At 71.7% G+C, this 20,823-nt stretch carries 19 protein-coding genes; 10 read left to right on the forward strand and 9 right to left on the reverse strand.

Going from position 1 to position 20,823, the window contains the following annotated elements; all coding sequences use genetic code 11:
• Positions 1 to 239: 239 nt before the first annotated feature.
• Positions 240 to 2,303 carry a glycosyl hydrolase family 28-related protein gene (locus OG552_RS22985; RefSeq protein ID WP_443071002.1) on the forward strand — a complete coding sequence of 688 codons (2,064 nt, stop codon included), beginning with the start codon at positions 240 to 242 and terminating at the stop codon, positions 2,301 to 2,303.
• A 410-nt stretch (positions 2,304 to 2,713) separates the two neighbouring features.
• The gene (locus OG552_RS22990; protein ID WP_329135864.1) at positions 2,714 to 3,892 is read left to right on the forward strand and encodes a cystathionine gamma-synthase; all 1,179 of its coding nucleotides are present in this window, start codon (positions 2,714 to 2,716) and stop codon (positions 3,890 to 3,892) included.
• 131 nt (positions 3,893 to 4,023) lie between these two features.
• Here the strand turns inward: OG552_RS22990 and OG552_RS22995 are convergent, their stop codons facing one another.
• Genes OG552_RS22995 through OG552_RS23005 form a run of 3 tightly spaced genes read right to left on the reverse strand, consistent with a single transcriptional unit; the run spans position 4,024 to position 5,503 of the window.
• Entirely contained in the window at positions 4,024 to 4,293 is a 270-nt protein-coding gene (locus OG552_RS22995; protein ID WP_329135866.1) for a hypothetical protein, read from the reverse strand.
• Positions 4,290 to 4,901 (reverse strand): sigma factor-like helix-turn-helix DNA-binding protein, encoded by a 612-nt coding sequence (locus tag OG552_RS23000; protein ID WP_443071003.1) that lies wholly within the window; start codon positions 4,899 to 4,901, stop codon positions 4,290 to 4,292. The genes OG552_RS22995 and OG552_RS23000 overlap by 4 nt, the downstream gene beginning before the upstream one ends.
• A gap of 32 nt (positions 4,902 to 4,933) precedes the next feature.
• Positions 4,934 to 5,503 carry a MarR family winged helix-turn-helix transcriptional regulator gene (locus OG552_RS23005; RefSeq protein WP_329135868.1) on the reverse strand — a complete coding sequence of 190 codons (570 nt, stop codon included), beginning with the start codon at positions 5,501 to 5,503 and terminating at the stop codon, positions 4,934 to 4,936.
• 238 nt (positions 5,504 to 5,741) lie between these two features.
• Here OG552_RS23005 and ilvA point away from each other — a divergent pair, with 238 nt between their 5' ends.
• From ilvA to OG552_RS23020, 3 genes are all read left to right on the forward strand, one after another.
• Positions 5,742 to 6,962, forward strand: coding sequence for a threonine ammonia-lyase (gene ilvA / locus OG552_RS23010; protein WP_329135870.1), 1,221 nt, complete (start codon positions 5,742 to 5,744; stop codon positions 6,960 to 6,962).
• Between the two features lie 310 nt (positions 6,963 to 7,272).
• Positions 7,273 to 8,268, forward strand: coding sequence for an ATP-binding cassette domain-containing protein (locus OG552_RS23015; RefSeq protein WP_329135872.1), 996 nt, complete (start codon positions 7,273 to 7,275; stop codon positions 8,266 to 8,268).
• Complete coding sequence (locus OG552_RS23020; protein WP_329135874.1) at positions 8,265 to 9,104, forward strand: ABC transporter permease; 840 nt, start codon at positions 8,265 to 8,267, stop codon at positions 9,102 to 9,104. The genes OG552_RS23015 and OG552_RS23020 overlap by 4 nt, the downstream gene beginning before the upstream one ends.
• A 108-nt stretch (positions 9,105 to 9,212) precedes the next feature.
• Here the strand turns inward: OG552_RS23020 and greA are convergent, their stop codons facing one another.
• On the reverse strand, positions 9,213 to 9,710 hold the full coding sequence (greA, locus tag OG552_RS23025) for a transcription elongation factor GreA (protein WP_329135876.1): 498 nt from the start codon (positions 9,708 to 9,710) through the stop codon (positions 9,213 to 9,215).
• A 277-nt stretch (positions 9,711 to 9,987) separates the two neighbouring features.
• Positions 9,988 to 10,443 (reverse strand): DUF4307 domain-containing protein, encoded by a 456-nt coding sequence (locus OG552_RS23030; RefSeq protein WP_329135878.1) that lies wholly within the window; start codon positions 10,441 to 10,443, stop codon positions 9,988 to 9,990.
• A 151-nt stretch (positions 10,444 to 10,594) separates the two neighbouring features.
• Between OG552_RS23030 and mca the strand changes: the two genes are divergently transcribed.
• Both mca and OG552_RS23040 read left to right on the forward strand, forming a co-directional pair.
• On the forward strand, positions 10,595 to 11,461 hold the full coding sequence (gene mca, locus OG552_RS23035; protein ID WP_329135880.1) for a mycothiol conjugate amidase Mca: 867 nt from the start codon (positions 10,595 to 10,597) through the stop codon (positions 11,459 to 11,461).
• A gap of 12 nt (positions 11,462 to 11,473) precedes the next feature.
• Positions 11,474 to 11,752, forward strand: a complete 279-nt coding sequence (locus tag OG552_RS23040; RefSeq protein WP_443071185.1) for a hypothetical protein — start codon at positions 11,474 to 11,476, stop codon at positions 11,750 to 11,752.
• A gap of 142 nt (positions 11,753 to 11,894) precedes the next feature.
• On the opposite strand, the gene OG552_RS23045 is transcribed toward OG552_RS23040, so the two are convergent.
• From OG552_RS23045 to OG552_RS23060, 4 genes are all read right to left on the reverse strand, one after another.
• Entirely contained in the window at positions 11,895 to 15,140 is a 3,246-nt protein-coding gene (locus OG552_RS23045) for a tetratricopeptide repeat protein (RefSeq protein ID WP_443071186.1), read from the reverse strand.
• Between the two features lie 268 nt (positions 15,141 to 15,408).
• The gene (locus tag OG552_RS23050) at positions 15,409 to 16,644 is read right to left on the reverse strand and encodes an RNA polymerase sigma factor (RefSeq protein WP_329141020.1); all 1,236 of its coding nucleotides are present in this window, start codon (positions 16,642 to 16,644) and stop codon (positions 15,409 to 15,411) included.
• Positions 16,645 to 16,753: 109 nt separating this feature from the next.
• Complete coding sequence (locus OG552_RS23055; RefSeq protein WP_329135886.1) at positions 16,754 to 17,104, reverse strand: YciI family protein; 351 nt, start codon at positions 17,102 to 17,104, stop codon at positions 16,754 to 16,756.
• 138 nt (positions 17,105 to 17,242) lie between these two features.
• Complete coding sequence (locus OG552_RS23060) at positions 17,243 to 17,809, reverse strand: Uma2 family endonuclease (RefSeq protein ID WP_329135888.1); 567 nt, start codon at positions 17,807 to 17,809, stop codon at positions 17,243 to 17,245.
• A gap of 65 nt (positions 17,810 to 17,874) precedes the next feature.
• Between OG552_RS23060 and OG552_RS23065 the strand changes: the two genes are divergently transcribed.
• From OG552_RS23065 to OG552_RS23075, 3 genes are all read left to right on the forward strand, one after another.
• The gene (locus OG552_RS23065; RefSeq protein ID WP_329141021.1) at positions 17,875 to 18,027 is read left to right on the forward strand and encodes a DUF255 domain-containing protein; all 153 of its coding nucleotides are present in this window, start codon (positions 17,875 to 17,877) and stop codon (positions 18,025 to 18,027) included.
• A gap of 517 nt (positions 18,028 to 18,544) precedes the next feature.
• A complete protein-coding gene (locus tag OG552_RS23070) occupies positions 18,545 to 19,807 on the forward strand; it encodes an AAA family ATPase (RefSeq protein ID WP_329135890.1) in 1,263 nt (420 codons plus the stop codon).
• Positions 19,797 to 20,822, forward strand: a complete 1,026-nt coding sequence (locus OG552_RS23075; RefSeq protein ID WP_329135892.1) for a hypothetical protein — start codon at positions 19,797 to 19,799, stop codon at positions 20,820 to 20,822. The genes OG552_RS23070 and OG552_RS23075 overlap by 11 nt, the downstream gene beginning before the upstream one ends.
• The last annotated feature ends 1 nt before the right edge of the window (position 20,823 follow it).

Below are 20,823 nucleotides of genomic sequence, written 5' to 3' on the forward strand. Positions count from 1 at the left end.
GGCCGCCCTCGGTCGCGTCCGGGGCCCGGCGGGCGGGACGGAGCGTGAGCGGGTGGGCGTGGGGCGGGTGGGGGAGGGGTGGTGAAACGACTTGTCGTGGTAACGCAAGAAGTTGACGTACTGGCGTAGTTCGCAACCAAAGTTGCGAAATCATTTCGCAGTGGCCTTGTGGAGCCGGACTCCGGGCCCTAATGTCACCTCACCCTGATGGCGTCAGACCCGAGAGAAACGAGCTTTCGATGTCACGGAGCATCACAGGTGCTGCGACGAGACACTCCGGTGGCCCCCGGCGAAGAGCCGCCATGGCGGTCGCCTCGCTCACCGCGGCCGCAGCGGGCCTCAGCATGCTGGCGAGCGGCACGGCCGCCGCCACCGCGCCCAAGGGCGCGACCGCACAGCCCGCCGCCACCCGCGCCGCCCTCGCCCCGTCGCTCGTCGCGGGCGCCGGAGCAGGCGTCGGCTTCGCCGAGCAGGAAGCCGAGCACGCCAGGACCACCGGCACCGTCATCGGCCCGGGCCGCGCCGCGTACACCCTGCCCGCCGAGGCGTCCGGCCGCAGCGCCGTCACCCTCCAGCCGGGCCAGTACGTCGAGTTCACGCTGCCCAGCACCGCCAACGCGATCAGCGTCCGCTACAGCGTCCCGGACGCGGCGAACGGCGGCGGCATCACCTCACCGCTCGACGTCACCGTCAACGGCGGCGCCAAGAAGACCCTGACGCTGACTTCGCAGTACGCCTGGCTCTACAACCAGTACCCGTTCTCCAACGACCCGGGCGCCGGCCTGCTGCACCCCGGGGACTGGATCACCGAGTGCGCCTGCGTGCCCAACCAGACCACCCCGGAGCCGACGGTCACCACACCGTTCCGCCCCAACCACTTCTACGACGAGCAGCGCCTCGCGCTCGGCCGTACGTACAAGGCGGGTGACACCGTCCGGCTGACCGCGCCGGCCGGCGCCGCCCCCACCACGATCGACCTGCTCGACTCGCAGCAGGTGGCCCCGCCGAAGATCGACCTGCTCGCCGCCAACGTGCTGCTCTTCGGGGCCGACCCGACCGGCCGCCGCGACTCGGCCGGCGCCATCGACAAGGCCATCGCCTTCGCCCGGGCCACCCACCTGAAGGTCTACATCCCGCCGGGCACATACCAGGTCAACCGGCACATCATCGTGGACAACGTGACCATCGAGGGCGCCGGCAACTGGTACACCACCATCAAGGGCCACGAAGTCGCGCTCAGCACCCCGGCCCCCGACGGCTCGGTGCACACCGGCGTCGGCTTCTACGGCAAGGACGCCTCGGCGGGCGGCAGTTCCAACGTCCACCTGTCCGGCTTCGCGATCCAGGGCGACGTACGCGACCGCATCGACACCGACCAGGTCAACGGCATCGGCGGCGCGCTGAGCGACTCCACCATCGAGGGCCTCTACATCCAGCACACCAAGGCCGGCATGTGGTTCGACGGCCCGATGAAGAACCTGCGGATCACCGGGAACGAGATCGTCGACCAGACCGCCGACGGCATCAACTTCCACACCGGTGTGACCCGTTCGGTGATCGCGGACAACTTCATCCGCAACACAGGTGACGACGCCATCGCCCTGTGGTCGGAGAAGACCGAGGACACCGGCAACACCATCGACCACAACACCGTGCAGACGCCGGTACTCGCCAACGGCATCGCGATCTACGGCGGCACCGACAACACCGTGTCGGCCAACCTGATCGCCGACCCGATCCGCGAGGGCAGCGCCATCCAGGCCGGCTCCCGGTTCGGCGCCGAGGCGTTCACCGGGCACCTGTGGATCACCGGCAACACCACGGTCAGGGCCGGGACGTACGAACTCAACTGGAACATCGGCCTCGGCGCGATCTGGCTGTACGCACTGGAGAAGAACATCGACGCGGACATCGAGGTGACCGGGGACAGTTTCCTCGACAGCACCTACAACGCGATCATGCTCGTCTCCGACTTCCCGGTGAAGGACCTGTACTCCATCACCAACGTCCACTTCAAGGACATCAAGGTCGACGGCACCGGTACGTCGGTGCTCAGCGCCCGGGTGGCCGGCGGCGCCAGCTTCCAGAACGTGGACGCGCGCAACGTCGGTGCGGTCGGCATCAACAACTGCGGCTCGTTCAACTTCACCCCGGCCGGCTCGGAGTTCGCCGTCACCGACCTCGGCGGCAACGACGGCGGCGGCACCACCGGGGACTGGCTCGCGCCGTGGGAGCTGCCCAACACGATCACCTGTGACGACCGCCCGGCGGTGACCCCGCCGCCGGCTCCTTCCCCGTGGTGATCAGCCCGGCCTGTCCTTTTCCGGCCTGTCCTTTTCCGGCCCGTCCTGTTCTGACCTGACCTGACCTCTGACCTGACCTCCCGCCGGCCGCCCGAGCCTCCCCGCCCGGACGGCCGGCCTGCCCGCGGCGCCGCCGGGGCGTTCCGCAGCCCGGCGTCCGGCCGTGCCGTGACCAGCCGGATCCGCGCGGCCATCGGTGGACGGGAGTCGTACGGGGAGGGGTCGTCGGCCGGCAACTCGGCCCGCAGCTTGGCCGGTTCGGCCTTCCGGACCGGTTCGGCTCCCCGACCGGATCGGCCGGCAGATGCCGGGAACCGCCGCAGAACTCGCCGGCCGGCGGCAGCAGGGCCGGCGCTGGTCACGCCGTGTGCCGGCGCATTCCGTGGTTTCCGGCGGCTACCCTCGGGCCCATGAGCCATCAGCACAGCGGTCAGCACGACCCCGGGCACCACAGCGAGCACTTCGAAACCCTCGCGATCCACGCCGGCCAGCCCGCCGACGCGGGCACCGGGGCGGTGGTGACGCCGATCTACCAGGTGTCCACGTACAAGCAGGACGGCGTCGGCGGCCTGCGCGGCGGCTACGAGTACAGCCGGTCCGCCAACCCCACCAGGTCCGCCCTGGAGCGCAACCTCGCCGCGCTGGAGGGCGGCAGCCGCGGCCTCGCCTTCGCCTCCGGCCTCGCCGCCGAGGACTGCCTGCTGCGGACCGTGCTGTCGCCGGGCGACCACGTGGTGATCCCGAACGACGCCTACGGCGGCACCTTCCGGCTCTTCGCGAAGGTGGTGGAGCGCTGGGGTGTGAGCTGGTCGGTCGCCGACACCTCCGACCCGCGGGCGGTACGGGACGCGGTGCTGCCCGAGACCCGGCTGATCTGGGTGGAGACCCCGTCGAACCCGCTGCTGGGCATCTCCGACATCACCGCGCTGGCGTCGGTGGCGCAGCAGGCCGGGGTGCGCCTGGTGGTGGACAACACCTTCGCCAGCCCCTACCTCCAGCAGCCGCTGGCGCTCGGCGCTGACGTGGTGGTGCACTCCACCACGAAGTACATGGGCGGGCACTCCGACGTGGTCGGCGGCGCGCTGATCACCGCGGACAGCGCGCTCGGCGACGAACTCGCCTACCACCAGAACGCGATGGGCGCGATCGCCGGGCCCTTCGACGCCTGGCTGGTCTCGCGCGGCCTGAAGACGCTCGCGGTCCGGATGGACCGGCACTGCGCCAACGCCGAGCGGATCGCCGGGATGCTGGCCGCCCACCCGAAGGTCACCCAGGTGTACTACCCCGGGCTGCCCGAGCACCCCGGGCACGAGGTCGCCGCCAAGCAGATGAAGGCGTTCGGCGGCATGGTGTCCTTCCGGGTCGAGGGCGGTGAGCAGGCGGCGGTCGCGGTGTGCGACCGGGCGCGGCTGTTCACCCTCGGTGAGTCGCTGGGCGGTGTCGAGTCGCTGATCGAGCACCCGGGCCGGATGACGCACGCCTCGGTCGCGGGCTCCGACCTGGAGGTGCCCGCGGACCTGATCCGCCTGTCGGTCGGCATCGAGCAGGTCGACGACCTGCTGGCCGACCTCAAGCAGGCCCTGGACTAGGCCGGGTACGACAACATCCCGCCTGCCCCGCGGTGTCCGGCACGCACGCTCGCACCCGCCTGACGCCGCGGGTCCCGCGCCGCGGGCGGACGGCGCTGTAGGTCGGACGGTCAGAAACGGCCCATCCGCACTCAGCGTCCCATCGGGGACCACCAGGTGCCGTTCGACGGCACGTCGGGGGTTGCCGGGTCGTGCGGCCAGAGCATGACGGCCAGCACGATCCCGGCGACCGACGCGGCGGCCAGCAGCACCCAGAGCACCAGGTGCAGGACCCGGCGGCGGCGGACGATGAGACGCCCGCGCTGCTGCGCGCGGGTGCCGAGGTCCACCGGCACCGCCGGGTGCGGGGTGTCCAGCAGGCGCCTGACCTCGTCGTCACGGCGGTTGGGAACCGGGCTCACGGCGCCACCCCCTGGACGGGCCGCGGCTCTTCCGACGGCTCGCCGTAGACCTCGCGGGGGGCGTCCTGGTGGAGCGCCGCGGCACCCTGGGCGCGGGCCTCGGCCACCGACCGGGGCGCCGCCTGCAGCGCGGGACCGGCCGCGGCCGGTCCGGCGCGCCGGGCCCCGGCGGGCCCGGCGGGATCGAGCCGCCGGCTGCGCAGCGTGGCCGTCGCCCGCGCACCGATCACCCGCACCCGTTCCGGCGGCAGACCCAGCTGCGCCGCGGTCTGCTCCTCGGCGACGCCCTCGAAGAACCGCATCGTCACGATGAGCCGCTCCTGGCCGCTGAGCCGGTCGAGGACGCCGCCGCGCGGACGCCGCCACCAGGGCCGGTGGGCGAACCGGCGGACCAGTTCGCAGCGGGCCTGCTCGTACGGGTCCTCCGCGCGCATCCGGAACCAGTCGGCGTAGACCCGGGCCAGGGTCGCGGTGAGGAGCTTGTCGGCCGCCGCGCGGTCACCGGTCAGCAGCACGGCGGTGTGCAGCAGGCGTCCGCCCGCGCCCGCGGTGAACGCCGTGAATTCGGCGTCCCGTCGGAGTTCCGCTGTTGCCCGGCGCTTCCCCACGCGGCCATGGGACGGCAACCGGGCGGGCCGGGTCAAGCCTTTTGCGCATCCCCCTGCGACCCGCTGTTCCCGGCGGCGCCGGGGGCCCCATCCGTCCCGGCCGGGGGCTCCGCGGGCGCCGCGTCGTCGCGCTGGCCCGCCCCCGCGTGCCAGTCCGAGAGCGCGGAGTTGAAGCGGACCAGCAGCTCGGTGAAGATCTCCCGTTCCGCCGGGGTCCAGCCGGTGGTGACCTCGGCCATCAGCCGGCGCCGGGAGTCGCGTACCTCCTCCAGGCGGCCCCGGCCGCGCGGCGACAGGGCGAGGACGACCGCACGTCCGTCCTCGGGGTGCGAGGTGCGTTTGACCAGACCGGTGTCGACCAGCGGCGCGACCTGGCGGGTCACCGTGGAGGAGTCGATTCCCATGGCCTCGGCGAGTGCCTTGACACCCATCGGGCCCTCCCGGTCGAGCCGGTTGAGCAGGAGATAGGCGGCACGGTCCATCGAGTTGCGCGCCCTGCCGACGCCGCCGAGGCGGGTCTGTTCGGCGCGGCGGGCGAAGAGGGCAACCTGGTGCTGGAGCCGCTCGAGGAGTTCGGCCGAGGTCTCCGGAGGGTTGGACATGACCTGGAAGCTCGCGTTCTGTCGGTCCTGTTAAGGGGGGCGGGCGGCGGGAAGTTGGCAGAAGAGTACGCGGACCGGCAGGCCCCGGGGCCGTTCCCGGCGAAACCGCGGCCCGCCGCAGGGCGCCTCGCGGCCCCCTTGTCAAGGGTGCGTCGGCCGGTACGGGACAAGGGCGGAGACGTACGCGCTGGTGAGCGCCGTGGAACCGGTCCTGTGGCGGAACTGCGAGACTGGGGCCATGGAATCCAGGCCGTCGCCCACGATCACCCTCGACGATGTGCGCGGTGCGCACAAAATGCTCTCCGGGGTCGCCCGGATGACCGGCATGGAAGGCTCCCGCCATCTGTCGTCGCTGGTCGGGGCACCTGTGCACCTCAAATGCGAGAATCTGCAGCGGACCGGCTCGTTCAAGATCCGCGGCGCGTACGTGCGGATCGCCGGTCTGAGCCCCGAGGAGCGCGCGGCCGGTGTGGTGGCGGCCAGCGCCGGCAACCACGCCCAGGGTGTGGCGCTCGCCGCCTCGCTGCTCGGGGTCCGCTCGACGGTCTTCATGCCGGTCGGCGCGCCACTGCCGAAGGTCGCCGCGACCCGGGAGTACGGCGCGGAGGTGCGGCACCACGGCGCGGTGGTGGACGAGACGCTGCGGGCGGCGATCGACTACGCCGAGCAGACCGGCGCGGTCTTCATCCACCCCTTCGACCACCCGGACATCATCGCCGGGCAGGGCACGGTGGGCCTGGAGATCCTGGAACAGTGTCCCGAGGTGCGCACGATCGTGGTGGGCATCGGCGGCGGCGGGCTCGCCGCCGGGATCGCGGTCGCGGTCAAGGCGCTGCGGCCGGAGGTGCGGATCGTCGGGGTGCAGGCGGCCGGTGCGGCGGCGTACCCGCCCTCGCTGGCGGCCGGGCGGCCGGTGGCGCTGGACTCGGTGGCCACGATGGCCGACGGGATCATGGTCGGGCGGCCTGGCGACATCCCGTTCGCGGTCATCCGGGACCTGGTGGACGAGATCGTGACGGTGTCGGAGGACCAGCTGTCGTCGGCGCTGCTGCTGTGCCTGGAGCGGGCCAAGCTGGTGGTGGAGCCGGCCGGGGCATCGCCGGTGGCGGCGCTGCTGGCCGCGCCGGAGTCCTTCGAGGGGCCGGTGGTGGCGGTGCTCTCCGGGGGGAACGTGGACCCGCTGCTGCTGCAGCGGACGCTGCGGCACGGGATGTCGGCGGCCGGGCGCTATCTGTCGCTGCGGCTGCGGCTGACCGACCGGCCGGGGGCGCTGGCGACGCTGCTGGGGGTGCTGACGCTGGTGGACGCGAATGTGCTGGACGTCAGCCATGTGCGGACGGATCCGCGGCTGGGGCTCACCGAGGCGGAGGTGGAGTTGCATCTGGAGACGAAGGGGCCAGAGCACTGTGACTCCGTCAGGGGGGCGCTGGAGGGGGCGGGGTACGTCGTTATTCGTTGAGCGGGGCGTGCGGGGCGCGGTGCGGGTGCGGGTGCGGGGCGGCGCCGTAGTGCCTCTCGCCGTTGCCGGGTGCGGCGCCGTCGTGGCTTGTCGCGCAGTTCCTCCCCCAGACTTCGTCCGGGGGTGCCCCCAGCGCCCCTTCGGGGTGCGGCTCCGTGCCGCGGGTCGCGATAGGGGGTCATCGCTTGACGCGATATATCGCGTCTGGCATTGTCCCGTCGTACGAGGTCCCGGGCGGCCGATGAGTTTCGGGCGTGCGGGCGGTCAGACCCACGACAGCGCACCACAGCAACGGAACGGGAGCGAAGACATGGCGGGCGCCATCTACGCCGAAGGTCTCGTGAAGACCTTCGGCGATGTCAGGGCACTGGGGGGAGTGGATCTCGACGTACCGGAGGGCACCGTTCTCGGCCTGCTCGGCCCGAACGGAGCGGGCAAGACCACCGCCGTCCGGGTCCTGACCACCTTGCTGCAGCCCGACAGCGGCACAGCCGTCGTCGCCGGCATCGACGTACTGAAACACCCCAACGAGGTACGCCGCCACATCGGCCTGTCCGGCCAGTTCGCGGCGGTGGACGAATATCTGACCGGCCGGGAGAACCTCCAGATGGTCGCTCAGCTCTACCAGCTGAACGGCAAGGCGGCCAAGGCCAGGGCCAATGAGCTGCTGGAGCGGTTCAACCTGGCCGACGCCGCCGACCGCACCGCCAAGACGTACTCCGGCGGGATGCGCCGCCGGCTCGACCTGGCGGCCGCGCTCGTGGTCAGCCCGCCGGTGATGTTCATGGACGAGCCCACCACCGGGCTCGACCCGCGCAACCGGCAGCAGTTGTGGGAGGTCATCCAGGAACTGGTCGCGGGCGGCACGACGTTGCTGCTCACCACCCAGTACCTGGAGGAGGCCGACCACCTCGCGCACGACATCTGCGTCATCGACCACGGCAAGGTCATCGCCCGCGGCACCTCCGACCAGCTCAAGGCGCAGACCGGCGGCGAGCGGGTCGAGGTCGTGGTGCACCAGCGGGACCGGATCGAGGACGCCTCCCGGCTGCTGGCCCGGCACGGCAAGGGCGGCACCAAGATCGAGCAGCACACCCGGAAGATCACCGTCCCGGTCACCGGCGGCGCCAAGCTGCTCGCCGAGGTGATCCGCGACCTGGACGCGGACGGCATCGAGATCGACGACATCGGTCTGCGCCGCCCCACCCTCGACGATGTGTTCATCTCACTGACCGGCCACGCCGCCGAGGTGCGCGAAAACGCCGACGAGAGCGCCGAGCCGGCCGTACAGGAGGCTGTGAAGTGACCGCCGTGACCACCCTCGCGCCCACCGCCCGCGGCGGCCTCCTCGGGTCGGCCCACGACTCGCTGGTGGTCGCCAAGCGGAATCTGCTGCGGATGATGCGGATCCCCGAAGTGGTGATCTTCGGGCTCTTCCAGCCGATCATGTTCGTGGTGCTCTTCAGCTATGTCTTCGGCGGCTCGGTCCGGGTCGGCGGCTCCTTCAGCGCCGCGGACTACCGCGAGTTCCTGATGGCCGGCATCTTCGCCCAGACCGTCACCTTCGCCACCGCGGGCGCCGGCGCGGGCATCGCCGACGACATGCACAAGGGCCTGATCGACCGGTTCCGCTCGCTGCCGATGTCGCGCGGCGCGGTGCTCACCGGCCGCACCCTCGCGGACCTGGTGCAGACCCTGCTGACCGTGATCGTGCTGGCCGTGGTCGGCGTCCTGGTCGGCTGGCGGATCCACCACGGCGTGCCGAAGATGCTCGGCGCCTTCCTGCTGCTGCTCCTGCTCGGCTACGCCTTCTCCTGGATCGGCGCGCTGATCGGCCTGACGGTGCGCACCCCCGAGGCGGCCACCTCGGGCGGCCTGATCTGGCTCTTCCCGGTCACCTTCGTCTCCAACGCCTTCGTGGACCCGTCCGGGATGACCCCGTGGCTGCGGCACGTCGCCGAGTGGAATCCGTTCAGCGCGACCGTCCAGGCGTGCCGGGTGCTCTTCGGCAACCCGGGCGCGGTGCAGTCCAGTGCCTGGCCGATGGAGCACCCGGTGTGGGCGTCGCTGGCCTGGTCGGTGGTGATCATCGCGGTCTTCCGGACGCTGGCGGTCCGCAAGTACCGGTCGGCGACGGCGTAGGTCACCGCCGCCTGAGCGGGCGAGCCCCGGCTCCCGGAGTCACCTCCGGCGGCCGGGGCCCGTTCGTCCACCCGGTTGCCCGGTCCGCCGGAGCGTGCCCGGCGGCCGCTAGCCCCGGTACGGCTTCACGTCGAGGATCTTCACCGACGCCGTCTTGCCGTTCGGCAGTTCGTACGTCGCGTCGTCACCGGTCCGCTTGCCGGTCACCCCGGTGCCGAGCGGCGACTGCGGCGAGTACGTCTCCAGGTCGTCGGCGACACCCTCGCGCGAGCCCAGCAGGAAGGTCACCGTGTCGTCGGGGTCCCCGTCGAACGCGATGGTGACGATCATGCCCGGCGCCACCACGCCGTCGTCGGCCGGCGCCTCGCCCACCTTGGCGGTCTCCAGGATCTGGTTCAGCTGGCGAATCCGCAGCTCCAGCTTGCCCTGGTCCTCGCGCGCCGCGTGGTAACCCGCGTTCTCCTTGAGATCGCCTTCCTGGCGGGCTTCCTCGATCTTGGCGACGATCTCGGCGCGTGCCGGACCAGACAGATTCTCCAGCTCGGCCTTGAGCTGGTCATACGCCGCCTGGGTCAGCCAGGTGACGTTGTCGCTGGTCTGGGTCACAGGTGCTCCTCGTCGGTACTGTTCATGCCGTGTGCTTCCCCCGCGAGCCGGTACGGGCACATCCCCGGTGAACAATTGCATTGCCACCGGCCGCAGGGACGAAACCACGAGCCTAACAATTACCGGCCGTGGACGGGAGCAACCGGCGCGCTCACGGACGTTTCCCCGGCTTCCCGGCGCCCCTTGATCGGGTCCTTGAGTCGGGTCCTTGAGTCAGGTCCTTGATTGGGTCCTTGAGTCAGGCTCTTGGGTCAGGTCCCTGGGTCAGGTCCCTGGATCAGCTCCCGGACGCGGTCTCGCAGCTCACCAGCTCGCCGGTCGCGCCGAGCGCGGTGGTCTTCACCGTCACCACCGTGTCCACCTGCTTGGCGTGCTGGCTGAGCCGGACGTCCTTGCGGCCGACCTCGTTGTGGTCCGCGTCCTCCGACCGGAGTGTGCACACCGCCGTGTCGCCCGCGCCCTTGTGCACTTCCAGGTGGATCTCGACCGCCTGGTCGCTGACCACCTTGAAGGCGACGACCTGCGCGCTGACGCCGCTGGCGGTCACATAGCTGTAGCCGTACCAGCCGAGGAGCACGGCCGCCACCGCGCCCACTACGATGGCTGCGGCCTTCAGTCTGCGGTCCGCGCGGGCGTCCGCGCCCGGGCTGTGGAGCCGGTCCTGGCGGCCGTAGCGGCCCTCGGGCAGGGAGGGCGACGGGGAGTCCGGCGGGCCTGACTGCACGGCCGTCATGATCGTTCCTCCCGTTCGGGGACCACGGAATTATTCGTCCCCTCGCTCGGTCACTATAGAAGGCGCCTTCCCGACCGGTGTGAGGGGGCCGAGGCAGGACCGGAGACCTGATGCGGCCCACCAGGACCACGAATACGACGAGGACACAGCGTTGACTGAACAGCTGCGATTGATGGCCGTGCACGCCCACCCCGACGACGAGTCGAGCAAGGGCGCGGCCACCATGGCCAAGTACGTGTCCGAGGGGGTGGACGTCCTGGTGGCGACCTGCACCGGGGGCGAGCGCGGCTCCGTACTCAACCCCAAGCTTCAGGGCGACCCCTACATCGAGGAGCACATCCACGAGGTGCGGGCCCGCGAGATGGACGAGGCCCGGCAGATCCTCGGCGTCAAGCAGGCCTGGCTCGGCTATGTGGACTCGGGGCTCCCCGAGGGCGACCCGCTGCCGCCACTGCCCGAGGGCTGCTTCGCCCTGCAGGAGATCGAGGTCGCGGCCGGCACGCTGGTGAAGCTGATCCGCGAGTTCAAGCCGCAGGTGATCACCACCTACGACGAGAACGGCGGCTATCCGCACCCCGACCACATCATGACCCACAAGATCTCGGTGGTGGCCTTCGAAGCCGCCGGCGACCCGGACCGCTATCCGGAGGCCGGTGAGCCCTGGACCCCGTCGAAGCTCTACTACAACCAGGGCTTCAACCGGCCCAGGACCGTCGCCCTCCATGAGGCACTGCTGGCCCGCGGCCTGGAGTCCCCGTACGAGGAGTGGCTCAAGCGCTGGGAGGAGTTCGCCCGGCCGGAGCGCAATCTCACCACGCACGTGCCGTGCGCCGACTTCTTCGAGATCCGGGACAAGGCGCTGCTCGCGCACGCCACCCAGATCGACCCCGACGGCGGCTGGTTCAAGGTCCCGATGGAGATCCAGCGCGAGGTCTGGCCCACCGAGGACTACGAACTCGCCACCTCCCGCGTCGATGTCTCGCTCCCCGAGGACGACCTCTTTGCGGGCCTCAGGTAGGCCTGGGTGACAATGGTGGGCGTGAACCAGACCCACGCCCTCCACCAGCTCGCGCCGCTCGCCGCCGAGCTGGACGACAACAAGGTGACGCCGGGGCTCCTCGGATTCGTGATCTTCGCTGTTATCGCCCTCGGACTGTGGGCGCTCATGAAGAACATGGGCAAGCAGATGAAGAAGATCGACTTCGAGGAGCAGCCGGACGGCGCGGTCCCGGCCGCGGACGACCAAACCCGCCGGGTCGCCGCGGCTCCGGTGCCGGCCGGCACCGAACCGAAGGCCCCGGAGGCCTGACCGGGACGTCCCGGGTGCCCCGCGGGGCCCGTTGTGAGGCGACCCGCCGGGCCCGCTGACGGGTACCCCGCGGGGCCTGCTGACGGGAGCGCTGCCGGGTGCCGCACCGGGCCCGCTGTCCGGCGGCCCGGCCGCCGTGCCTTCAGTGCCCGTCGCGCGGCGCCGGGGCGGTGAGCAGTTCCCGTGAGGAGCGGCGCGGTGTCATGCCGAGCTGCCACGCGTCCCAGGTGCCGCCCGGTGTGACCGAACCCCGCTCCAGCAGCAGCGCGTACGCCTCCGCGTACTCCTCCAGCTCCGGATCCCGCTCCGGATCCCGCTCCGGATCCCGCTCCGGATCCCGCGCCGGGTCGGCGGCGCCGAGCAGCGCGGTCAGCTCCTGCCGGGCCTGCCCGGTGCCCTCCTCGGTGAGCAGCGGCAGGATCGTGGCCCGCAGGAAGGCCGCCCAGTCCGCGCCCCGCCGGTCGCCCAGCCGGGTGAAGAGCCCGGCCGCCTCCTCCAGCAGGGTCAGCGCCTCCAGCAGCCGCCCGTTGCCCGCGTCGATGACCGCCAGCTCCACACAGGACCACGCCTCGCCGTGCTCCACCCCGATCCGGCGGAAGTCCTGCCGCGCGTCCTGCAGCAGCTGCCGGGCGAACCCGCTGTTGCGCAGATTGCCGGTACGGGCCGCCCGCTGGTCGCGGGTGACCCGCGCCGAGTGGTGCCGGGCGCAGGCCAGCCCGAAGACGTCCCGCATCCGGGAGAACATGCTCCGCGACCGCTCCAGCGTGCGCAGCGCCGCGTCGGTGTCACCGCTCTCCTCCAACGCCTGCCCGAGGTAGTACAGCGTCCACGCCTCACCGCGGGCGTCCTCGCTCGCCCGGTGCCGCTGCAGCGCCTCGTCCAGGTCGCGGGCCGCGTCCCGGGCCTGCCCGCGCAGCAGCAGGGTCCGCGCCAGCTGGGTCGCGGTCCACGCGGTGCCGCGGCCGTCACGGGCCAGCGCGTACGCCTGCCCGGCCGCCCGCAGCTCCGCCTCCCCGTCGTCCAGCCGGCCCAGCAGCAGATACACCTGGCCCAGCTGGAGGTGCGCCCACGCCTCGCCCTGCACGCTCTCGTTCTCCCGGTGCAGCGCCAGCGACTCGTGCAGCAGCTCCAGCGCCTCACCGAGCCGGCCCATGTCCCGCAGCACCGCGCCGAGCGCGTGCAGCGTCCAGGCCCGGTCCTCGTCCAGCTCCGGCGCCCGCTGGATCTCCAGCGCTTCCCGCAGCTTCTGCTCCGCCTCCCGCAGATTGCCCTGGTGGTGCAGCGTGATGCCGAGGCTGTCCAGCGCGCGGGCCGCGCCCACCGGGTGCTGGGCCTCGAAGTACAGGTCCACCACCGAACTCAGCGTGGAGCGCGCCTTGTCGAGCTCGCCGAGCTGCCGGGCCGCGATGCCGGTACGCCACTGCACCGAGCGCACCAGCACCGAGCGGTCCTCGTCCGGGCCCTTGCGGCCGCCCGCGCCGGCCTGCTGCGCGTGCGCCAACTCGCTGATCTCGCCCAGCCGGTAGAGGTCGCCGCGCAGCAGGCAGTAGTCGCACAGCGCGCCGAGCAGCGCCTGTACGGCCGTCTTGTCGACGCCCTCGGTCTCGCGCAGCGCGGCGGTGATGAAGCTGGACTCCTCGTCCAGCCAGCGCAGCGCCGACTCCAGCGAGGCGAATCCGTGCGACCCGAACCGCCCGGCGCGGGTCGAGGTCTTCCCCTCCACCAGCCGTATCACGGTGTTGGCGAGATCCGCGTAGGAGCGGATCAGCCGTTCGTGGGCGGCGGCCCGCTCCACCGGGTCCTCCTCGTCCAGCAGCCGCGCGCCGGCGAAGGCCCGTACCAGGTCGTGCGGGCGGTAGCGGTGGCCGCGGACGTGTGCCAGCAGGCCGGCGGCGGTGAGTTCGGCGAGCCGGCGGGCGGCCTCGCGCTCGTCGGTGGCGAGCAGTGCGGCGGCTGCCGCGGCGCCGAAGCTGGCCCGGCCGGCCAGCGCGAGGCGGCGCAGCAGCCGGCGGTTGGGCTCGGCCAGGTCGTGGTAGCGCAGCGCGAGAATCCGGTCCAGCGGGTCCTGCGGGCCGAACATCTCGATGTCGGCGGCGAGCCGGGCGGCGCCGCCGTGCTCGGCCAGGGCGGTCCCGGCGATCCGCAGCGGCAGCGGGAGGCCGGTGCACAGGGTACGGAGCCGGTCCGCGTCGGCGTCGGTGGGACGCGGGGTGTCGGCGGGCCCGTCGCCCTTCCGGGTGCGGCCGGCCGCGGTCTCGGCCAGCAACTCCCGTATCTCGCCGGTTTCCAGCGCGCCCACCTCCAGGAAGTGCACGGCGGCGCCCGGCAGGTGCAGGTCGAACGGCTCGCGGGCGGTGACCAGCACCAGCGACTCGGAGCGCTCCGGCACCAGATCCCGGATCTGCCCGGCGTCCGTCGCGTCGTCGAGCACGATCACCACGGGTACGCCGGTGAGGTGCTGGCGGTACTGCTCGGTGAGGCGGCGCAGGTGCTGCTCGTGATTCTGCCGCTCCCGGAAGAGGAGTTGGTCGCGCGGGGCGCCCAGCCGGTTCAGCAGGTGCAGCAGCGCGTCGCGGACCGGCAGCGGGGCCCGGCCGTCGCCGGCGCCGCGCAGGTCCACCACGCACGCGCCCCTGAACTGGTCGCGCAACTGCTGTGCGGCGCGCACCGCGAGGGTGCTGCGGCCGCTGCCGGGCGGGCCGTGCAGCACAACGACCGTGGCCCGCACCTCCGTTGACGCCCTGGCCTGGTGCACCCACTGGGTGATCCGCGCCATGTGCCGGCGCCGGCCAGTGAACGGGCCCTCGGCAGCCGGGAGATGGGCGAAGGACTGGTCGAGCAGGGCGCGGGTGCGGGCCGCGGCGCTGCGGTCGCCGCCGCCCGGGCGGCGGGGCGGTGGGATACGGGGCTGCGCGGGCTTCCTCACGGGGGCGGTCTCGGCCCGTTCCTCGTCGAGGAACGGGCGGATGCCGCGCCGTTCGACCGCGGCGAGCCACAGCAGCCGGGACTGCTCGGGCCCGCCGGGGGCGCCGACGCCGCCGCCGTGCCGGTCGCGGCCGGCCGCGAGGGTCGCGACCCCGGCGGCGCCGACCGCCACGCCGGCCACCAGGGCGGGGCCTGCCGCCAGGCCGAACCCCAGGTCCACGCCGAAGGCCACGACGGCGGCGACCCCGGCGGCCACGCCGGGTGCCTGACCCCGGCGGGCGGGGGGCCGCGCGGCCAGTGCGGCGCGGTAGGCGGCGTACTCCTCGGCCGCCGTGCCGGCGATCTCCTCCAGATGCTCCCGGCCCCGCTTGAGCAGCGCCTGCGCTTGTGCGTCCTGCCCGGCCAGCTGGGCCACCACCCGTTCCAGCAGCCGCTCCACCTCACCGCGGTCCGCGGCCCGCAATCCGCCCCGACCCTCCGTCACACGCCCTCCCCGTCCCTCCGCCACAACCCATGGGTGGGTTTGGTGCCCGCCCCGACCCCCCATCAAGCCCCCACCGCCGGAAGTGTCCCCACCGGACATGGTTGCCCCGCAGGGGCGCGGGGAACTGCGCGCTCAGCCCCCACCGGCGGGTGTGTGCCCACCGGGCGTGGTTGCCCCGTAGGGGCGCGAGGAACTGCGCGAGCAACCCCCACCGGCCCGCAGAAGGCCCTCCGTCACGCACCGCAGGTCACGCACCGCAGGTACCCGCTCGGCCCAAAAGAAAAACCCGCTCCGCCCCGTTCCGCGTCAGCCCCGCCGCTCGCCGGAACTCGGCGCGAGCCTCCTCCCCCCTCCCCACCCGCGCCAGCAGATCCCCCCGCACCGCCGGAAGCAAGTGGTAGCCGTCGAGCGTCCCCGTCGCCGCCAGCGCGTCGACCAGGGCGAGCCCGGCCGCGGGCCCCCGGGCCATCCCGACGGCCACCGCCCGGTTGAGCTCGACCACCGGCGAGGGAGCCCGCACCGCGAGCGCCCCGTAAAGCGCCGCGACCGCCGCCCAGTCCGTCTCCTCCGCCGACACCGCACGGGCGTGGCACGCCGCGATCGCCGCCTGCAAGGCGTACGGACCCGGCCCGGCCCCCCGCACCCGCGCCGCCGCGTCCGCCCGGGCCAGCGCGGCGAACCCACGGCGGATCAGCAGCATGTCCCACCGCCCGCGGTCCTGTTCCGGCAGCGGCACCGGCACGGGCGCCTGGCGGGCCGCCGCCCGCGACGCCTGGATCTCCAGCAGCGCCGCCAGGCCGTGCACCTCCGGCTCGCGCGGCAGCAGCCCGGCCAGTACCCGGGCCAGCCGCAGCGCGTCCTCGCAGAGCCCCGGCCGCATCCAGTCGTCACCGGCGGTCGCCGCGTACCCCTCGTTGAAGATCAGGTACACCACCTCCAGCACGGACGCGAGCCGTTCGCCGAGCGCGTCCCCCGACGGCACCTCGAACGGCACCCGCTCCCGCGCCAGCGTCCGCTTCGCCCGGACGATCCGCTGGGCCACCGTCGGTTCGGCGACCAGGAAGGCCCGGGCGATCTCGTCCGTGGTCAGTCCGCCGAGGAGCCGCAGGGTCAGGGCGACGCGGCCCTCGCGGGGGAGTACGGGGTGGCACGCGACGAACACCAGCCGCAGCAGGTCGTCCTCGATCTCCTCCGGGCCTGCCGGTCCCTCCTGCGCCTCGGCCAGCTCGTGCCCGAGCAGCCGCAGCTTGCGCGCGAAGGTCTCGTTACGGCGGATCCGGTCGACCGCGCGCCGCCTGGCGGTGGTCATCAGCCACGCCCCGGGGTTGCGCGGCACCCCCTCCCGCGGCCACTGCTCCAGCGCGGCGACCAGCGCGTCCTGCGCCAACTCCTCGGCGACGCCTATGTCGTGGACGATCCGGGTCAGCCCGGCGATCAGCCGCGGGGACTCGATCCGCCACACGGCGTCGACCGTGCGGCCCACCGACGCGCGGTCGGCGGCCGCGGGCGGGGGCGCGTCGTCTGCTGTCACGAGCACCCATCTCACCAGGCCCCGGGCGCCCCCGCCAGACGAGCCCCCGCCCCTGCCCCCCTTACGCGGGCTCCTCGATCCGCCGGACCTCCGCGGTCAGCTCCCACGCGTCACCGTGGATCGCCAGGAACCGCGAGGCCCACTCCGCCGCCTCCTCCTGCGACTTCGCCTGCAGGACGAAGTACCCGCCGACGACCTCCTTGGCCTCCGCGTACGGCCCGTCCACCACCGTCTGCTTCCCGTCCTTCAGCCGCAGCACGGTCCCCTCCTCCACCGGCCGCAGCCCCGCGGTGTCCAGCAGCACCCCGGCCCGCGTCATCTCCTCCAGCAGCTTCCCCATCTCCGTCATCAGCTCTTCACTCGGCCCCGCGGTCACCTCGGGGTCCACCTTCAGCAGCATCATGTAACGCATCGCGCCATCCTCGTCTCTCAGCGGAGCGGGCTTCTTCCCCCTCCCGCCTACGCGTCGAACGACCCCCCGCGAAATCGACACCGACCCCGAGATCTTCTGAGAAGAGCCGGCGACCGGAGGTGCCACCCCCGGTATCCCTCAGATCGAGGTGAGGTCGATCTCCACCGGGAAGGGCGCGGCGGCCTTGATCACACCGGTGAACACGTCCGCGTCCCGGTAGTGACCGCTCGCCGGATCGAGCACATACGTGTAAACGGCACACGTCGCCACGGCGATCTGTTCGACCCGCCAGTAGAAGGGGATCCCGGCCCGGGCGTACTGGTCGGTCTTCACCACCCGGTCGGTGGTCTCCGACCCGGGGGACACGACCTCTGCCACCAGCAGTACGTGCTCAGGACGCATCGGGTGGAGGTCGATCCGGTCCGCGCGGTAGACGACGACATCGGGGCGCCGGTTGGTGAGGGGGACGTCCTGCAGCCGGACGTCGAAGTCGGTGTCGGCGTTCCACCCCGGACCCGCGGCGGCGTCCAGGCCGTTGGCCAGGATGCGGGCGAGCCTGTTGTGCCGAATGGAGGCGCTGGGGCTCACCACGACCATCCCGTCCACTACCTCGATGCCGGCGCACTGCTCTTCCGACCACGAGTCGTACTGCTCTGCGGTGATCCGTTCGTGCATCCAGGCGGGCGCGACCATCTCGGCGCTCATACGAACCTCCCGGAGTCCTGTCACGGAGCGCACGGCGGCGCCGACCTCAGCGTACCGGCCGGCGAATCGCCAGGAGATCTCCGCCGAGCGGGCGGGCGCATGCGCACAACCCGTGGACTGGTGGCCGTGGGGGGGAGGAGGCGTTCGGGGAGGCGCGCAAGCGCGGGGTGCCGGTGCTGCTGAGCGTGGGGTACAGCAGTTGTCACTGGTGCCAGTGAACTCGCGAACCCAGTAGTCCGCGGCCCTCGTGTCTGTCTGAGGCGCGGGCGACACATTCAGGAGGCGTTGGCTACCTGGAGGTGGCAATACTGAGCCCAAGCGGACCGCGAGTTGACGGATGTGGCAAGCCGTCCGACACCAGCCGCATCAAAGGGGCGGAGCTGTTGCTGGCCGTAGGTGACGTCGACCGTGCCCTTTCCAGGAGGCTCAAAGGTCGGGCCAGGCCGCGGCCTGGGGAAAGCTGATCGGCCAGCTGCCCTTCCTGGCGCTCAGGCCCACAGCCGCGCGGAGCACCTCTGCCGCCCAGCGGGAGGATTGTGGACGCTGACGCCTCGCCAGATAGCGGGAGCTCTGGGGTGGATGTCGGACATCTCCGCAGATGGAAGAGCGAAACCCGGGTGCCGAAGTTCCACCGTCTGAGAGTATAGCCGCGGCTAAGCTGGCGCGCCGCTGGAGCGGTGCTCGCTGAGGTCGGCAGGGCCTCGCCAGACATGGTTTGACCGAACGGGAGCCCAGGTGTCCTTGGAACGGTTCTCGCTTGAGAACTATCGCTGCTTCAGGGAGAGACAGGAGGTGGAGCTTGGAAAGATCACCGTGGTGCTGGGCCGGAACAATTCTGGCAAGAGTGCGGTCGTGCGAGCACTCCCGCTCCTTTCCCTCGGTATCCGCGGCGACTCCCCTTACCCTCTGGATCTGGACCTGATCCAAGGCTTCACTCCTTCGTTCGCCGATCTGATCCACGGCTCGTCACCCCATGGGCACATTCGCCTGGGAGCGTCGATCGGGCGCGAGGACGGCGAGACCGTCAGCGCCACCGCCGAGGTCCAGAACATCGCCAACCAGGGAATTCAGCTGGTCTCCTCGGTACAGATCTCCTGCGGGACGGAGGTCGCGGACCTCTCCTGGATGCCCGGCGTCGACGCCTACTCCTCGGGGAAGCGCGCGTATCTTGTCGACGGCCAAGAGGCCAAAGTCGGATTTCGCGGGCTGCTGCCCGATCCGGCCGACTGGCCGGACTCCGTTGGCGGTGTCAGCGGCGTCACTGGGCTCATTCGGGAAGGCCTCGACGAGATCCGGTATCTGGGTCCGTTCAGGAAGAGCCCGGAGCGCTTCTTCCGGTCTCCGGCCAGAACCCTGGGCAGCGTCGGCTATCGGGGCGAGAGGGCGCTCGGCATGCTCGCCGCGGACGAGGTGTACGGGCGTGGTCTGATCGGCCGTGAGGTGAACACCCTGCTGGAAAGCATCCTGCCCTGGTGGCGCCTCGAAGTCACCGACGTCGGCTCCGGGATGTACATCCCCAAGTTGCGTTCCCTGCGCGATCCCGATCTCGTCGTCCACATCGATGACGTCGGCACCGGTGTGGTCCAGTTCCTGCCGATAGTGATCCAGCGGGCCGCGGACCGCGTGGAACCGCCCGCCGGGCCGGTGATCGAGATCGTGGAGGAGCCCGAACTCCATCTCCACCCTTCGGCGCACGCCGCGATCGCCGATCTCTACGTCGACGCCGTGCAGGAGTCGCAGGTGCGCTTCCTGGTGGAGACGCACAGCGAGAACTTCCTCCTCAGGCTGCGCCGGCGGGTCGCGGAGCGGAAGCTGGCGCCGGAGGACGTGAAGATCTACTTCGTTGAGCAGGCCGAGGGGGCCGCCACCCTGCGGAAGATCGAGGTGGACGCCCTCGGCAACCTCGACTACTGGCCGCGGGGGGTCTTCGCGGAGGACTTCGAGGAGGCGCGCGCCCTCGCGGACGCGCAGGCGAATCGGATCGACGATGCGCGTTGAGATTCCCGTCGACCTGCTGAAGGGCCGTCAGGGCGACGAGAACGCAGAGCTCATATTGAAGCTGATCGCGTTCTTCAGGGAGGCGCGGCACGAGTGGGAGATCTCCCCGCGTGATGTGGACGCCGTCCATTCGTTCCTGGAGCGTCACCTCCCGGTCCTGGCGCAGAGCTACCTGCTGCTCGCGCAGAAGGCGAGCATGGCGCAGGCCTGGGCGCCGCACGAGGGGACCGCGGGCGTGGTCAGGGTGGCCGGCGAGACGCTCACGGAGGACATCCGTGACCTGGAGCGGCCGGCCGTGCTGGTCGTGGAGAACGCGATCTATGATTGGCAAATGATCGAGGCGCTCGCGCGCCTGCTCGGCTGCGAGGATGTCATCGACGCTAAGGCGGGGAGTCGCCTCGGTGTGTACAACGGAGGTGGCAAGGACGGGGCGACCGCGCACGCGGTCGACCAGGCCGCGCAGTTCTCCCGTACCAAGCGTGTGGCCCTCGTCATCGACAGCGACAGCTTCCACCCCACGGACCGGACCGGCAATCACGAGAAGGCCGAAGCCGCGGCCCGCGAAGGCGTGAGTGCGCACGTCCTCAGCTTCCGGGAGATGGAGAATTACATTCCCAATCGGGTCCTGGCCCGGCAGCCGAAGAAGACCGTCGGAATGTCCTCTATGGCCAAGCGCCTGGAGTCCCTCAAGACCTTCTCGCCCGAGCAGCGAGCCCACTTCGACATGAAGCACGGATTCAAGGGGAAGCCGCAGAAGGGCGCCGACCAGAAGGGGCGCCACTCCAAGAAGGCGGGGACCACCTACGTCATCCCGCCGCGCCACGGTGATCTGTACGACGAAGTGGCGGAGCAGGATCTCATCACCCTCCAGGAGGGATTCGGAACGGACTTGCCGGGTCTGTTCCTGCAAGAGGTGATGCGCGGCGGCATATCGGAGCGGGACCTAGACGGCCTGGGCCCCGGAGCGAAACAGGAATTGCGATCGATGTTCGAAACGATTCGGGGCGTGATCTGAG

Origin of the sequence: Streptomyces sp. NBC_01476, assembly GCF_036227265.1 — a bacterium.
Lineage (GTDB): Bacteria > Actinomycetota > Actinomycetes > Streptomycetales > Streptomycetaceae > Actinacidiphila.

Bases quoted from the DNA above. Each gene is read 5' to 3' on its own strand.
- OG552_RS22985 (WP_443071002.1), top strand. From the start codon at position 240: ATGTCACGGAGCATCACAGGTGCTGCGACGAGACACTCCGGTGGCCCC.
- OG552_RS22990 (WP_329135864.1), top strand. From the start codon at position 2,714: ATGAGCCATCAGCACAGCGGTCAGCACGACCCCGGGCACCACAGCGAG.
- OG552_RS23005 (WP_329135868.1), bottom strand. From the start codon at position 5,503: ATGTCCAACCCTCCGGAGACCTCGGCCGAACTCCTCGAGCGGCTCCAG.
- ilvA (WP_329135870.1), top strand. From the start codon at position 5,742: ATGGAATCCAGGCCGTCGCCCACGATCACCCTCGACGATGTGCGCGGT.
- OG552_RS23015 (WP_329135872.1), top strand. From the start codon at position 7,273: ATGGCGGGCGCCATCTACGCCGAAGGTCTCGTGAAGACCTTCGGCGAT.
- OG552_RS23030 (WP_329135878.1), bottom strand. From the start codon at position 10,443: ATGACGGCCGTGCAGTCAGGCCCGCCGGACTCCCCGTCGCCCTCCCTG.
- OG552_RS23040 (WP_443071185.1), top strand. From the start codon at position 11,474: ATGGTGGGCGTGAACCAGACCCACGCCCTCCACCAGCTCGCGCCGCTC.
- OG552_RS23055 (WP_329135886.1), bottom strand. From the start codon at position 17,104: ATGCGTTACATGATGCTGCTGAAGGTGGACCCCGAGGTGACCGCGGGG.
- OG552_RS23060 (WP_329135888.1), bottom strand. From the start codon at position 17,809: ATGAGCGCCGAGATGGTCGCGCCCGCCTGGATGCACGAACGGATCACC.
- OG552_RS23075 (WP_329135892.1), top strand. From the start codon at position 19,797: ATGCGCGTTGAGATTCCCGTCGACCTGCTGAAGGGCCGTCAGGGCGAC.